The sequence below is a fragment of the Azoarcus olearius genome, assembly GCF_001682385.1.
Lineage (GTDB): Bacteria > Pseudomonadota > Gammaproteobacteria > Burkholderiales > Rhodocyclaceae > Azoarcus > Azoarcus olearius.
Genome location: NZ_CP016210.1, coordinates 570,771 through 584,909, shown reverse-complemented (window position 1 = coordinate 584,909; position 14,139 = coordinate 570,771). Strand labels below are relative to the sequence as shown.

Here is a 14,139-nt window from a genome sequence, read left to right as displayed (position 1 = left end):
GGCCGCAGTCCTGAAGGACGGCGGCCCTGGAAAAGGCGAAATCGCGCTTATTCGTCGGCCATGACCTCGGCAACCACGACGCCGATCGCAACCGCGGGATCCTTTGTCAGTGCGAGGCAATGGTCGCCGTTGGCGATCAGGTAGAGATTGAAGCCCTCGCCGGCGAGCGCCGGCGACAGACGCGGCGGCATGTCGTCGTCGGAACAATAGGTGAAGCGCAGGTTGGGCCAGCGCACCCGCAGCGCGCTGACCAGCTGCTCGCTGGCGCCCTGCTCCTTCACCAGCCCGGCGACGGTGCCCAGCAGTTCATCGTTGATCATGCTTCGGCCTCCTCGTCGGAAGTGAACTGCGCGAGGCTGGGCGCTTCACGGCCCAGCACCTTGGCCAGCCACGGCGGCGGGCGCTTCAGCGTGCCCTGCAGCTGTGCAAGCACCTGGCGGGCTTCGCCGCCGACCGGGAACTTCACCGGGTGAATGCCGGCGCGCACGATCTTGGCCGCGGCCGGGCCGCCGATCGATTGCATGTAGGCGAGATGACAATCGTTGATCAAGGCGGCGCGCGCGACATTGCGGTCGTCGGCGTCGTCGGTGCCCTCGGTGGAGCGCACGTCGATCAGCCAGACGCCTTCCTCACTGACCTGATAAACCAGGAAACGCGCGCAGGAGCCAAAGTGGCCGTCGAGCAGTTCGCCGGTGTTCGAGGCCACCGCCACCTTCAGCGCGCCCTCGGCGGCAGGCACGTCGGCATCGGGGGCGGGTTGGCCGTCATCGAGGCCTTCGCCCCACAGAAAACGCACGGCGGCCTTGAGCGCCGACGACTCGACTCCCGGATCGACGATCTCGTCGCCCTGCAGCAGGGCCTTCAGATCCTCGACGGTGACGCGGGCGAGCTTTTCGTCGGTGACAGGCAGCCCCAGGCGGTCGCCGAGCGCGCGCACGAAGGCGACGACCTCGACACCGGGCAGCGCGCGTGCTGCCATCGCGATACGCAGGGCGGCTTCCCGGGTGACGGGACTTCCGGTCGGGCTAGCGGTATTCATGACGAGCCTCATGGGAATTCGGGCGTGGGATACGCGGGCTACAAAAAACAGGGAGCCGCGCACGCGCGGCTCCTTTTTCGCATCAGGCCGCGAGCGGCACGATACAGGCGTCACCAGCGGGACAGACCGCCAGGCACTGGGGCTCGTCGAAATCGCCCTCGCACTCGGTACAGGTGTCCTTGTTGATCTTGAAAATGCCGCCCTTGTCGGTGATCGACTTGGTCGGGCAGACGGGCTTGCAGTCACCACAGGACGTGCATTCGTCCAGCACAATCTTCAGAGCCATGATTCCTTCTCCTGGAAAACGCGCCCTTATTCGGGCGCATCCACACGCTTGGCGCGCACCGTGATCGGCAGCTTGGGAGGCGCTTCGAGCGGCTCGACGTAGTACTCACCGCCGTTGAGCAGCTTGAGCGCACCGCCCCACTTGTCGGGCTGGTCGAACTCGATGGAGACGATGTCATCCTCGAGGTCGCGCTTGGGCAGGTAGAACGAAAGCCCACCACTGGCGGTCTTGCGGATCATGATATTGGCCACAACTCATCTCCAATTACGCGCGCGGACACGATGACGCCCGCATGCAGGGTTCGCAAACGTGAAAGCGGGACGGGTGCCGCGAAGGCGCCCGTCCCGTGATCGCTGATTAGCGAACGAGGTCGTAGTTGTAGTCGGTGGTACCCATGCCGCGGGTTTCGTCGTCCAGACGCTCGAGGACGGCGTTCACCAGGGTGGTCAGCACATACATCGCGCCTTCGTAGCCCAGGGTGGTCATGCGGTGCAGGTGGTGGCGGTCGAAGATCGGGAAGCCGAGGCGGATCAGCGGAACCTCGAATTCCTTGCCCTTGAACACCGTGTCACGCTGGATGTACTTGCCGTACGAGTTGCCGATCAGGAAGTCCGGCTTCTCGGTGAAGCACAGCGAGCGCATGTGCCACAGGTCGTTGCCGACATACACCTTGCAGTTGGCGCCGTGCTTGTAGCCGTCGAGCACCTTCTGCACCGCCTTGCCCCAACGCTTGTTGGCGTTGTTCGACAGGATGTGGATCGGTTCCGCGCCGAGTTCGAGCAGGATCTTGGTCAGGCCGAGCACGAAGTCGGGGTCGCCGTACAGGGCGAACTTCTTGCCGTGCAGCCAGGTGTGGGAGTCCTGCATCATGTCGACCAGGCGGCCACGCTCGAGCGCCAGCTCTTCCGGAATCGCCTTGCCGGTGATCTCGGAGACCTTCATCAGGAACTCGTCGGTCCAGTCCAGGCCCATCGGGATGTTGAGCTTGGGCACGTCGTGGTTCCACACGGTTTCCACGAACTTCTTGGACTTCTCAAGTTGCCACGGCTGCAGCACGATGGTGTTGAGCGCGTTCGGCGCATCGGACATCTCGTCCATCGTGGTGCCGCCCGAGTACATGCGGAATTCGCCGTCGGACGGGGTATCCAGCACTTCGCTCGGATCGGACAGCACGGTGGCGTCGACACCCATCTGGCCCATCATGCGCTTGATGACGCGGTAGTTGCCCAGGTAGGTTTCGAAGCCCGGCACGAAGTTCAGCTTGCCGTTGCTGCCGACAACCTTGCCTTCCATCTTGTTCAGCGTGAAGAAGCGCGCGATGCCTTCCCACATGTTGTCCCAGCCGGTGGTGTGGCTGCCGACGAAGGACGGGGTGTGGGCGAACGGAACCGGGTATTCCTGCGGAACGTGACCGGCCTTCTTCGCGTTGTTGATGAAGGCGTTCAAGTCGTCACCGATCACCTCGGCCATGCAGGTGGTGGAGACCGCGATCATGTCCGGCTTGTAGATCGCCTTGGCGTTTTCCAGGCCGTCGAACATGTTCTTCTGGCCGCCGAACACCGCCGCATCTTCCGTCATGGAGTCGGACACGCAGGACACCGGCTCCTTGAAGTGACGGTTGAAGTAGGTGCGGAAGTAGGCCACGCAACCCTGCGAACCATGCACGTAGGGCATCGTGTTCTTGAAGCCCAGCGAGCACAGCACCGCGCCCAGCGGCTGGCAGGCCTTGGCGGGGTTGATGGTGATCGCTTCGCGCTTGAAGTTCAGTTCCTGGTATTCCTTCGAGGTGGTCCATTCGAAGGTTTCGGCGATCTTGTCGGCCGGAACGCGCTCTTCGTACAGGTCCTGCTTGCGCTTCAGGTTTTCCTTGTAGTCGTCGTCACGGAACAGCGGGTAACACGGCTTGATATCGTCTACGGCTTGCATTTTTCAGCTCCTTAACCCGGCCAGCAATCTGTGGACACGGGCTTGAGTGCATTCGATACCTGGTGCGCCGACCCCGGCGCACCAGGTCCATCCGGAAGGTCGATCAGGCGGCAGCCTTCACGTCCTCGGTCGCTTCGGTCTTCTTCCACGGCGGGGTCTGCTTGCCCCAGCACGGGTTGTTCAGGGTCATGTCCATGTCGCGCGCGAAGATCGCGAAACCGTCATAACCGTGATACGGACCGGAGTAGTCCCAGCTGTGCATCTGACGGAAGGGAATGCCCATCTTTTGATAGATGTACTTTTCCTTGATGCCGGAACCGACGAGGTCGGGCTTGATGCGCTTGACGAACTCTTCCAGCTCGAAGCCGGTGACGTCGTCGTACAGCAGGGTCGCATTGCCCATTTCCTGGATGGTGCGGTCGTAGTCGTCGTTGTGGGCGAACTCATAACCCGTGCCCACGACTTCCATGCCGAGGTCTTCGTACGCGCCGATGACGTGACGCGGACGCAGGCCACCGATGTAGAGCATGACGCGCTTGCCCTGGAGGCGCGGCTTGTACTTGTCGATGACGGCTTGCATCATCGGCTTGTACTTGGCGATGACTTCCTCGCACTTGGCCTTGATCGAGTCGTCGAAGAAGGCGGCGATGCGGCGGAGCGATTCTTCGATCTTGGTCGGGCCGAAGAAGTTGTACTCCATCCAGGGAATCCCGTACTTCTCTTCCATGTGACGGCTGATGTAGTTCATCGAGCGGTAGCAGTGGAGGAGGTTCAGCTTCGCCTTCGGGGTGTTCTCCATTTCGGCGATGGTGCCGTCACCGGACCACTGGGCGATCACGCGCAGGCCCATTTCTTCGAGGAAGATACGGGAAGCCCAGGCGTCGCCGCCGATGTTGTAGTCGCCGATGATGGTGACGTCGTACGGGGTGCTTTCGAATTCCTTGCCGTCGCGGTTCGACAGGACGTAGTCACGGATCGCGTCGTTGGCAATGTGGTGGCCCAGGGACTGGGACACGCCACGGAAGCCTTCGCAGCGGACCGGCACGACAACCTTGTTGTACTGCGCGGCAGCCTTCTTGGAGACGGCTTCGATGTCGTCGCCGATCAGGCCGATCGGGCACTCGGACTGGACCGAGATACCCTTGTTCAGGGGGAACAGCTGCTCGATTTCGGCCATGGCCTGGGCGAGCTTCTTGTCACCGCCGAAAACGATGTCCTTCTCCTGGAAGTCGGAGGTGAAGTTCATTTCGGCGAAGGTGTTCACGCCGGTGGTGCCGACGTAGTAGTTGCGGCGGCCGCCACGGGAGTATTGGCCACAGCCAACCGGGCCGTGCGAGATGTGGATCATGTCCTTGACCGGACCCCACACCACGCCGCGCGAACCGGCGTAGGCGCAACCACGGATGGTCATGACACCCGGCAGGGACTTGCGGTTGGAGGTGATGCACTTCTTCGACTGGGTGATGCTCTGATCGTTGACCGCCAGGTGCTTGGCGCGATCCTTCTTGGCCTTCTCGGGATAAACCTCCAGCACCTCCTGGATGAGGGCGTCGGTTTCTTCACGGGTCAGGTTCGACATCTTGCTTCTCCTTTTCATGCCGGCACCAATCTGTGCACGACACTCAAGACGGGATTCAAGTCCGGCCGCGGCGAACCGCGGCCGGATGCACTCGGTAGAGACTTGCTCGAACGAGGCTGACTTAGGCAGCGGCGCCGGCGGCAAGCTCGGCAGCGGTCTGGCCGACGATGGACTCGTCTTCCTGTTCCATGATGCCGAATTCCATCAGCAGGGCTTCGAGCTGTTCCATCTCGATCGGGGTCGGGATGACGAGCATCTTGTTGTTCAGCACCTTCTGGGCGAGCTGACGGTACTGGTCGGCCTGCTTGTGGGTCGGGTCGTACTCGATGACGGTCATGCGGCGGATTTCAGCGTGCTGCACGGCGTTGTCACGCGGCACGAAGTGGATCATCTGGGTGCCCATGGCGGCGGCCAGCGCTTCGATCAGTTCGTCTTCGCGGTCGGTGTTGCGGCTGTTGCAGATCAGGCCGCCGAGGCGCACGCCACCGGAGTTGGCGTACTTCACGATGCCCTTGGCGATGTTGTTGGCGGCGTACATGGCCATCATTTCGCCCGAGCAGACGATGTAGATTTCCTGGGCCTTGTTTTCGCGAATCGGCATCGCGAAGCCACCACACACCACGTCGCCCAGCACGTCGTAGAACACGAAGTCGAGTTCGTCGTCGTAGGCGCCTTCTTCTTCCAGGAAGTTGATGGCGGTGATAACGCCACGGCCGGCGCAGCCGACGCCGGGTTCCGGACCGCCGGACTCGACGCACTTCACGCCACCGAAGCCGACCGACAGGACGTCGTCGAGTTCGAGGTCTTCAACCGAGCCGGCTTCAGCGGCCAGGTGCATCACGGTGGTCTGGGCCTTGCTGTGGAGGATCAGACGGGTGGAGTCAGCCTTCGGGTCGCAACCGACGATCATGACCTTCTTGCCGGCTTCGGCCAGGGCCGCAACCAGGTTCTGGGTGGTGGTCGACTTGCCGATACCGCCCTTGCCATAAATGGCGCATTGACGCAGCTTTGCCATGTTGAAACTCTCCTCGTTGAAGAAAAAAACTACCGGGTGTCCTGGGCCCGGAGGAACATTGCCCGGCGCCCACGACCACTCCATGGCAATCACCGTGCCAGTCACCACACAATCAACACAAATGACTGTTTCAAAAGAACTATTCAACGAGCAGCAGAATCCCTCGGGGAACGCGGAAGACGCCGGTAGTCGTCGTTGTTGCGACAATGCCCCCACCCCTTGTAAGGCCAACTACACGCCTGTGGAGACACCCGACATCGACCCCGCGCTGTTGCGTACGACCGTGCCCGCGCAGGCCCGGCGGGCGATCAACCGCTGCAACCTGCCGCCGGATGCACTCGCCAGCCTGGCCTTCCAGCTGGGGCCGCGGGCGCTCGAACTCGATGGAGTGCTGCCGCTCCACCGGCCGCTGTTCGATCGCCTGGACGAGCTGGAGAACGCCGCCGAGCGGGCGGCGCTGTTCCAGTCCTACATGACCGCCCATTTCCTGCTCGACGACGCGCCGGCGCTCGGTCTGTCCGACACCGCCCGCATCAACCGCAGCAAGCTCGACTACCTGCGCCTGCTGCGCGGCTGGCTGTTCGACTCCGAGGGGCGCGAGGGCGCGATCCTGAAGGCCTGGGTGGAATCGCGTTTCGGCCTGCTTACCGGCTTTCACCGCCGCCCGCTGGGCGAACTGGACACCCCCGCGCGCGAAGCCTTCGACCAGGAGGTGGCGACCGGGCTGTACACCACCTGTGCGCTCGAAGCGCAGATCGACCTGCTGTACGCCTGGGCCCAGTACGAGTTCGGCCGCCGCCTGGCGGGCCGCAGCCACCTGCTTCTATATAGGGGCTACTCGGGTGCGGGCGCGCTGCCGCGGGTCGGGGAGCTGGCCGACGGCCGGGTGCTGGTGCAGCTCAACAACCTCAGCTCGTTTTCCGCCGACCGCGAGCGCGCGGATGAATTCGGCGACCGCGTGCTGGAATGCCGGGTGCCGACCGCCAAGGTCCTGGCGTTCTCGCAGCTGCTGCCGGGCCGCCTGCAGGGCGAGGACGAATATCTGGTGATCGGCGGCATCGCCGCGGTGCGCTGGCTGAGCTGACACCGTGCCGCTGTCGCATTCGCGACAAGCGCGCCCGACAACGCCGACATCCCTCGCTGCGCCGCCGCGCCCGCCCCCGTAATCGTCCCGTTTTCCGCGCCGTTCCCGGCCTTGCGCGCAATGGCATCGTTCTTGCGCCTTGTCGGATCGAACCGGGCGCAACGCCCGCTCCGACCGACTCGACAAGGAAGCTCCCATGAACGAAGCAGTCTTCGAACAGATCAAGGCCGGCCTTGCCGCCGGCGAGGTGGTGCCCTTCATCGGTGCCGAGGCGCTTGCCGACGTCACCCACGCCACCAAGGGCATCAAGATTCCCGCCACCAGCGACGAACTGATCCTGTCGCTCAACAACGGCCAGCCGATGGCGCCGCGGCTGATGTACGAGTTCCCGCGTGCGGCGATGAACGTCGAACTCAAGCGCGGCCGCAGCGCGGTCAACCGCTGGCTGGAGCAGACCTACGGCGACAACGGCTGGAGCGAAGCCGCGCTGCACCGCTGGCTGGCCGAGCAGAAGCTGCCCTATATCGTCGACATCAACCGCGACACCGGCCTGCAGAAGCTCTACGCCGGCCGCCCGCACACGCTGATCGTCGGCGTCGCCCGCATCGCCGGCACTGCCTACCGCTACAAGCTGTACAAGTACGACGGCGAGAAATACAGCGCCGCGGTCGACGAGAGCGCGATCGACCCGGCCGCGCCCATCCTGTTCAAGCCCTGCGGCACCCCCTGGCCGGAAGGCAACTGGATCGCGTCCGACGCCGACTTCGTCGACTACATCACCGAACTGATGGGCGGCTTCGCCATCCCCGGCTTCCTCAAGACCCGCCGCGTCGGCCTCAAGTACCTCGTCGCCGGCATGCGCCTGAACCGCGACACCCAGCGCATGCTGCTGTCGGACATCATCTTCAGCGCGGCACAGCCGTCCGGCTGGGCGCTGATCCCCGGTGCCAACGACAAGGAAAAGCGCTTCTGTGCGCGCCTCGGCCTTACCGTGATCGACGCCGACCTGCGCGACCTCGCCGGCCTGCCGCTGGCGCAGGCGGCCTGAGGCCGGCGCAATGGCCGAACTGGTCTGGGACGACGCCCGCCACACGCTGGGCGTGGCCGAGATGGACGCCACCCACCGCGAGTTCGTGGAACTCGTCGGCCGCCTCGCCGCGGCCGACGATGCCAGCTTCCCCAAGCTGTTCGCCGAGTTCCACGACCACACCCGCGACCACTTCTTCGCCGAGGACGCGAAGATGAAGGCGACCCGCTTCAACGCCATCGGCGAGCACATCAGCGAGCACCAGCGCGTGCTGATCGAGCTGCGCTCCTTCAACCGCAACGTGCAGGCGGGCCGCATGCGCTTCGCCCGCGCCTATGTACGCGAGAACCTGAAGGAGTGGTTCGACCTGCATCTGGCGACGATGGACTCGGCGCTGGCGGCGCACCTGAAGCAGCTGGCGGCCAAGGCGACCACCGGCTGAGCGTCCCGGCGGTCGCCGCGACGCACCCGAAGGGCGGGGAATCCGGTGGATTCCCCGCCCTTGCCGTTTGAACCGCGGCCACAACACACACGCCCCCTCCGGTTTTGCGCATCGTCAAACCGCGCCGCCAAGACGGCGCCATACTCGCACCCACATCCCATGGCGGCCTCACGCCCACGACACGACCAGACGGAATACCCGCATGCCGACCTTCCCCTCCTCCAGACGTGTGCTTGCCGCCTGTGCGGCGCTCGGTGTGTTGCTCGGCGGCGCCGCTGGCGCGGCGCGAGCAGACCTCGACGCGGGCATCGCCGCGTATGAGCGCAAGGACTACGCGGTCGCGTTCCAGGAACTGCAGTTGCCGGCCGTCAGCGGCGACGCGGGTGCCCAGTTCAGGCTCGGCCGGATGTACGACGAAGGCTGGGGCGTGGCGCTGAACGACGCCCTCGCCGCCGCCTGGTATGCCAGAGCCGCCGAACTGGGCGACGCCTCCGCGCGCTACAACCTGGCCCTGATGCACCTCGAAGGCGAAGGCATCCCGCAGGACCGCGAACAGGCCTTCACGCTGATGTTCGACGTGGCCCAAGGCGGCGACAGCGCGGCGCAGTACGTGCTGGGCCGCATGTACCTGAACGCGTGGGGCACCGCGAAGGACGAAGGCATGGCGCGCTACTGGCTGAGCGCGGCTGCGGACGCCGGGCACGAGGCAGCCGCCAAGGCGCTGGCCGAACTTCCGCCTGCACCGCCGGTGGAAGCGCTGCCGGTCATGCGCACTTCCAGCGACACGACCGGGGCCGGGGACAGCGCCGAGGTCGACCTCTTCACGCCACTGCTGTGGGCGCTGCTGGCCACGCTGGCGTCGCTCCCGCTGATCGGCCTGTTCGGCACCTACCTGCTGTTTGCGCGTGCGCGGACGGAGCCCTCCAGCTGGCAGCGCCGCAAGCGCGTGTTCAAGTGGCTGCTGTTCGGCGTGCAGACCCTCGCGCTGGCCTTCGTCCTGGGGTTCACCTTGCTGGAGGGCGAATTCGACGAGTCCATCGCCTACCTTCTCCTCGCACTGCTGGGCCTGTTCGCCTTGCTCGACCTCTCGGCGCTGTGGGCGCTGCGCCGGAGCCAGGCCGGCGCCGACCGCGCGAACCGGCTCCGCGCCCTGCTCTTCGCGGTGCTCGCGCTGGAACTGGTGGTGTTCTCGATGGCCGCCTACCTGGCCTTCACCGAGTTCGAGGTGCTGTTGGGGCATCTGGTGCTCGCCGCGGGCGTCGTGTATGCGCTGTTCCTGCACGGCAGCGTGCGGCTCTGCGTCCACCGCGCCGCGCCACCGCTCGCGGCATGACGGACGAAGATCACCGCCCGCCGCATGTCCCGCTCGCCCGCTGGAGTCTGCGATGCGCCTTCGCCTGTTGATCCTCGTGCTCGCCGCGCTGGTTGCGTCCGGCGTCGCGCCCTACCACCGCGGCGTGTGGCTGGCGGAGGTGGCGCCGGTGCTGATCGCGCTGCCCGTCCTGCTGATCAGCGCGCGCCGTTTCCCGCTGACACCGCTGACCTGCGGCCTGGTCGCGTTCTTCGCGCTGATCCTGATCGGCGGCGGCGCCTACACCTACGCACGGGTGCCGATCGGCTTCGAGGTGCAGGAGATGTTCGGCCTCGCGCGCAATCCCTACGACCGCTTCGGCCACTTCTTCCAGGGGGTCACGCCCGCCATCCTCGGGCGCGAGCTGCTGCTGCGCACCTCGCCGCTGCGTCCGGGGAAATGGCTGTTCGCGCTGCTGCTGCTCGCCTGCCTCGGCATCAGCGCCGCCTACGAGCTGGTGGAATGGGCCGCCGCGGTGTGGTGGGGTGACGGTTCGGTCGAATTCCTCGGCACCCAGGGCGATCCGTGGGACGCGCAGTGGGACATGTTCATGGCGCTGCTCGGCGCCGGCAGCGCGCAGTTGGCGCTCGGCCGCGTGCACGACCGCCAGCTCGCCGCGCTCACGCCGACGCCACGCGGCCGCTGAACCGCGCGTGGCGCCGCGTTGCCGGCGTCGACAATTCTGATGACAAATTCGCGGAAATCTTTCCGCCCTGGGCGGCGTCGAACCTGCGTGCCCGTCCGCAGGAGAAGACCATGAAGAAGTTTTCGCCCCGCCTCGCCTCGGCAACCCTGCTTGCGCTTGCCGTCGGCCTCCACACCCCCGCTCTGCATGCCGAACTGGTGACGACGCCGCAAGCCGCCGCGCAGGCTTCCGCCGACGCCGACCGCGCCAAGGTGCAGCAATTCCTCGAACAGGCCACCGTGAAGGAGCGGCTGCAGGCCATGGGCGTGGATGGACTGGCTGCCGCCGATCGCGTCGCCGCGCTCGACCAGGACGAGATCCACGCGCTCGCGCAGCGCATCGACACCATGCCGGCCGGTGGCGCGATCACCACCACCGAATGGATCCTGATCATCCTCGTCGCCATCCTCGTTGTGGTCGCGCTCTGACGTGACATCGCTGATCCGCTGTCTCGCTGCCGCCGCGGCGCTGTCCGCGGCGGCGTGCACGACGCTGCCCACCGCCGACTGGCGCCCGCCGGCCGGCAGCGACTTGCCGGTACGCGCGGAGCGCGAGGATGCGCCTTTCCACCCGCAGGAGGACTACCAGTGCGGCCCGGCGGCACTGGCCACGGCGCTCGGCAGCGCCGGGATAGCGCGCCGACCTGAGGATCTGACCGCGGAGGTCTACATTCCTGCACGGCAGGGCAGCCTGCAGCCCGAGATGATGGCCGCGGCACGGCGTGCTGGCACGGTGGCCTACCGGCTGCCGCCCGAACCGAACGCGCTGCTGCGCGAACTCGCGGCAGGGCATCCTGTGGTGGTGCTGCAGAACCTGCGCTTCGACTGGGCGCCGCAGTGGCATTACGCGGCGGCGGTGGGCTACGACCTCGACGCCAGCCGCATCGTGCTGCGCTCCGGGCGCGAGCGCCGGCTGGAAATGACGCTGGACGATTTCGACCGCAGCTGGGCGAAAGCCGGCCGCTGGGCCTTTGTCGCATTGCCGCCGGACCGCCTGCCGGCGAGCGCGCGCGAGGCCGATTACGTCGCGGCCGCGGTGGCGCTGGAGCGGGTGGCGCCGGATGCCGCGGCCACGGCCTATCTCACCGCGCTGCAAGCCTGGCCCGCCAACCTGATCGCCCGCATCGGCCACGGCAACGCCGCCTATCGCCAAGGCGACCTGCCGGCGGCGGAACGTGCCTTCCGCCAGGCCACGCTGGATCATCCCGAGGCGGGCGACGCCTGGAACAACCTTGCGCAAGTGCTGTACGAGCGGGGCGAGCGCGCCGCCGCCCGGGCAGCGGCGGAACGCGCCGTCGCCATCGGTGGCGCGCGCCTGCCGATCTACCAGCGCACGCTGGACCTCATCGCCGGGGGCTGAAGCCCGTGGCGGCGGTCGCCGCCGGCATCAGCGCAACGCCGCGCCCGCGACGGCGCCCCGGCTGACCGGCGCGAGTTCGAGCAGGCCGCAGGCGAGGCGCACGCATTCCTTGCGCACCGCGGGCTTCACCGCCTGCCGCCATGCCGCCGGAAGGCCGGTTTCGCCCACCACCGCACCGACGATCATGCCGGCGATCGCGCCGGTGGTGTCGGCATCGCCGCCGCGATTGACTACGTCGGTCAGCACCGCCTGGAAGCCGTTGCGCTCGGCGAGCGCCTGACACACCGCCCGCATCGTGTCGACGATGAAGCCGCTGGGGTTGTCGCAGCGGCGGTCGCGGAAAGCAAATTCGCCGTGCGCGGCGACCAGGTGATCCGCTTCGGCCAGCACACCGGGCATGCCGGCGCCGGCGAAGGCGGCATGCACCATCCGCACCGCGCACAGCGTGGCGGCGTCGGTCAGCGGGTTGTGGTGGGTCACCCGGGCCTGCACCAGCGCCGCCTGTTCGATCGCCGCCGTATCCGCGCCGACGGTGGCGAGCGCGGCCGGCAGGCAACGCATGGTGGCGCCGTTGCCGGCGTCCGAAGAGGGCTCGGCCTGGGCGGTGCCGTGCAGCCGCCAGCGCACGATGCCGCGGCGCACGGTGTTGCCGATATCCACCGGCTTGGCGCGCATCCAGGCATCGAAGGCGTCGGCGCAGGCGCGCGCGTCGGGCGGGCCGCCGGCGCCCAGCCAGGCCTCGGCCAGCGCAAAGGTCATCGTGGTGTCATCGGTGACTTCGCCCGCCGGCAGCCGCAGCCAGCCGCCGCCGCGGATGCGGTCGTGCACGCCGTACTGCGCGCTGATCTCGCGCGGGGTCATGAATTCCACGGTGGCGCCGAGCGCGTCGCCGATCGCCAGGCCCAGCATGGCGCCGCAGGCGCGGTCCACCCGCTGCGCGGCCGCCGCGGCGGCTTCCGCCAGCACGACCTCCTCGTCCCCGTCCACCACGACCATGGCGATCTCCTAGAACTAGACTTCCGGCCCGAAACAGTTTGCGTAGTCGGCACAGGACTCGCACGAGGGCGAGGCGCACACGAAGATGCCCTCGCGCTGGCACAGCTCGCGGTAGAGGAATTTCTTCCACTTCATGTCGCGGTTGTTGAGCGCGCCGAGTTCGGGAAAGTTGAGCGCGATGAGCTGCGACAGCTCGCGGCGCGACGGCAGGCCCAGGTCCTGCCACAGGTGGTCCGACCCCATGCAGGCCGTCGCCAGCACCAGGGTCATGTCGTCGGCGCCCGCCACGGTGGGATCGGCATGCGCACCGATGAAGCGCACGAGGTCGTCGAACTCGGGATAGAGCACCAGCGCGGGGCCGTGGTCCGGCTTCGGCTCCCACGCCAGCCCGGGGAAGTGCACCGCCATCAGGCGGGCAAAGCGCGACGCGCCCAGGCCCAGGTCGGCCGGCAGCACGCCATCGCCCAGGGTCCACCCGGCGATCAGGTGGGCGATGAATTCGTCATTGGGGGTGCCGGCGGCGTGCCGCATCAGATGGGCATGAAGCGCCAGCCGTGCCGGAGTCGGACGGTGATTGAGCGGAGCAAGCATCTCGGCATTCCTCATGGAAGCACGCGAAGGAAACGGCCGGCCCGCAGGCCGGCCGGCGTCGCGATCAGTACTCGACGAGCAGGTCTTCGTCGCGCAGCACGAGCTGGCAGGCGAGACGCCACGGGGTGGTCGGCACGTCCTCGACGCGCATCCGCTCGATCTCTTCGGCGGTGATCTTCTTGTGCTCCTTCAGCACCGCGACTTCCTTGTCGGTCAGCGGGCCGGCCATCTTGCCCTTGCGGGTCAGCGAGGTGACCTTGACCAGGCAGGTGGCGCATTCGCCGTCTTCACAGGAGAAGTCGATCGGGATGTGGTTCTCCTTGGCCACCTTCAGGATGGTGTTGGTGTGCGAGCCCGTGACCGCGTAGACGGTCTTGTCCTTGTGGATCGGGCTGGAGAAAGTGATGTTAGGCATGGTGATGCTCCGAACGTGGTTGGATGGCCTCTCTGCCGGGGTTGTCGCTTGTCAGCCGGGTCGCACCACCACATGCCCGCCCAGCACCTGGGCCTGACAGGCGAGTCGGTTGGCGACGCCGGCAAAGTTGTCCTTGAGCACCTTGTCTTCCAGCACCGAGGGGTTGGCGAGGTGTTCGCTGCCCGACACGATCTTCATCATGCAGGTGCCGCATTCGCCCTCGCGGCAGCCGTAGGTGATGCCGGCGCCGATCTTCTCGGACACTTCGATGAGCCGGGTTCCGGCGGGGACGGTGACGGTGACTTCGATATCCTCGAACGTGACCTGGGCCTTGGGCATGACGT

The 14,139-nt window shown here is 66.6% G+C and carries 18 protein-coding genes; 7 read left to right on the top strand and 11 right to left on the bottom strand.

The window, feature by feature from the left end; genetic code table 11:
* Positions 1-47 precede the first annotated feature (47 nt).
* The 7 genes from dqs_RS02740 to nifH all read right to left on the bottom strand — a co-directional run bounded on the left by dqs_RS02740 (position 48) and on the right by nifH (position 5,845).
* A complete protein-coding gene (locus tag dqs_RS02740) occupies positions 48-320 on the bottom strand; it encodes a DUF6129 family protein (protein ID WP_011764279.1) in 273 nt (90 codons plus the stop codon).
* Positions 317-1,039: a dinitrogenase iron-molybdenum cofactor biosynthesis protein gene (locus dqs_RS02735; protein WP_065339584.1), complete on the bottom strand. Its 723-nt coding sequence runs from the start codon at positions 1,037-1,039 to the stop codon at positions 317-319. Before dqs_RS02735 ends, dqs_RS02740 begins: the two co-directional genes overlap by 4 nt.
* An 82-nt stretch (positions 1,040-1,121) precedes the next feature.
* Positions 1,122-1,325 carry a 4Fe-4S dicluster domain-containing protein gene (locus dqs_RS02730; protein WP_011764277.1) on the bottom strand — a complete coding sequence of 68 codons (204 nt, stop codon included), beginning with the start codon at positions 1,323-1,325 and terminating at the stop codon, positions 1,122-1,124.
* A 26-nt stretch (positions 1,326-1,351) separates the two neighbouring features.
* Positions 1,352-1,564 (bottom strand): putative nitrogen fixation protein NifT, encoded by a 213-nt coding sequence (gene nifT, locus dqs_RS02725; protein WP_232502212.1) that lies wholly within the window; start codon positions 1,562-1,564, stop codon positions 1,352-1,354.
* Between the two features lie 118 nt (positions 1,565-1,682).
* Positions 1,683-3,251 carry a nitrogenase molybdenum-iron protein subunit beta gene (gene nifK / locus dqs_RS02720; protein ID WP_011764275.1) on the bottom strand — a complete coding sequence of 523 codons (1,569 nt, stop codon included), beginning with the start codon at positions 3,249-3,251 and terminating at the stop codon, positions 1,683-1,685.
* Between the two features lie 103 nt (positions 3,252-3,354).
* Positions 3,355-4,830: a nitrogenase molybdenum-iron protein alpha chain gene (gene nifD, locus dqs_RS02715; RefSeq protein ID WP_011764274.1), complete on the bottom strand. Its 1,476-nt coding sequence runs from the start codon at positions 4,828-4,830 to the stop codon at positions 3,355-3,357.
* Positions 4,831-4,951: 121 nt separating this feature from the next.
* On the bottom strand, positions 4,952-5,845 hold the full coding sequence (nifH, locus tag dqs_RS02710; RefSeq protein ID WP_011764273.1) for a nitrogenase iron protein: 894 nt from the start codon (positions 5,843-5,845) through the stop codon (positions 4,952-4,954).
* Between the two features lie 241 nt (positions 5,846-6,086).
* On the opposite strand from nifH, the gene dqs_RS02705 reads away from it, so the two are divergent.
* From dqs_RS02705 to dqs_RS02675, 7 genes are all read left to right on the top strand, one after another.
* Positions 6,087-6,929, top strand: a complete 843-nt coding sequence (locus dqs_RS02705) for an NAD(+)--dinitrogen-reductase ADP-D-ribosyltransferase (protein ID WP_065339583.1) — start codon at positions 6,087-6,089, stop codon at positions 6,927-6,929.
* Between the two features lie 196 nt (positions 6,930-7,125).
* Positions 7,126-7,977, top strand: coding sequence for an SIR2 family protein (locus dqs_RS02700; protein ID WP_011764271.1), 852 nt, complete (start codon positions 7,126-7,128; stop codon positions 7,975-7,977).
* A 10-nt stretch (positions 7,978-7,987) separates the two neighbouring features.
* The gene (locus dqs_RS02695) at positions 7,988-8,398 is read left to right on the top strand and encodes a bacteriohemerythrin (protein WP_011764270.1); all 411 of its coding nucleotides are present in this window, start codon (positions 7,988-7,990) and stop codon (positions 8,396-8,398) included.
* A 202-nt stretch (positions 8,399-8,600) separates the two neighbouring features.
* Positions 8,601-9,731: a tetratricopeptide repeat protein gene (locus tag dqs_RS02690; RefSeq protein WP_084018175.1), complete on the top strand. Its 1,131-nt coding sequence runs from the start codon at positions 8,601-8,603 to the stop codon at positions 9,729-9,731.
* Positions 9,732-9,783: 52 nt separating this feature from the next.
* Entirely contained in the window at positions 9,784-10,395 is a 612-nt protein-coding gene (locus dqs_RS02685) for a DUF2238 domain-containing protein (protein ID WP_065339581.1), read from the top strand.
* A 110-nt stretch (positions 10,396-10,505) separates the two neighbouring features.
* A complete protein-coding gene (locus dqs_RS02680) occupies positions 10,506-10,862 on the top strand; it encodes a PA2779 family protein (RefSeq protein ID WP_041642246.1) in 357 nt (118 codons plus the stop codon).
* A 1-nt stretch (position 10,863) separates the two neighbouring features.
* Positions 10,864-11,793, top strand: coding sequence for a PA2778 family cysteine peptidase (locus tag dqs_RS02675; protein ID WP_065339580.1), 930 nt, complete (start codon positions 10,864-10,866; stop codon positions 11,791-11,793).
* 27 nt (positions 11,794-11,820) lie between these two features.
* Here dqs_RS02675 and draG read toward each other — a convergent pair whose 3' ends face one another.
* The 4 genes from draG to dqs_RS02655 all read right to left on the bottom strand — a co-directional run bounded on the left by draG (position 11,821) and on the right by dqs_RS02655 (position 14,134).
* Entirely contained in the window at positions 11,821-12,789 is a 969-nt protein-coding gene (gene draG, locus dqs_RS02670; RefSeq protein WP_236778725.1) for an ADP-ribosyl-[dinitrogen reductase] hydrolase, read from the bottom strand.
* Positions 12,790-12,804: 15 nt separating this feature from the next.
* Positions 12,805-13,380 (bottom strand): nitrogen fixation protein NifQ, encoded by a 576-nt coding sequence (locus dqs_RS02665; protein ID WP_011764264.1) that lies wholly within the window; start codon positions 13,378-13,380, stop codon positions 12,805-12,807.
* A gap of 64 nt (positions 13,381-13,444) precedes the next feature.
* Positions 13,445-13,795 carry a 2Fe-2S iron-sulfur cluster-binding protein gene (locus dqs_RS02660; protein WP_011764263.1) on the bottom strand — a complete coding sequence of 117 codons (351 nt, stop codon included), beginning with the start codon at positions 13,793-13,795 and terminating at the stop codon, positions 13,445-13,447.
* A gap of 51 nt (positions 13,796-13,846) precedes the next feature.
* Positions 13,847-14,134, bottom strand: coding sequence for a 2Fe-2S iron-sulfur cluster-binding protein (locus dqs_RS02655; RefSeq protein ID WP_011764262.1), 288 nt, complete (start codon positions 14,132-14,134; stop codon positions 13,847-13,849).
* Positions 14,135-14,139: the final 5 nt, after the last annotated feature.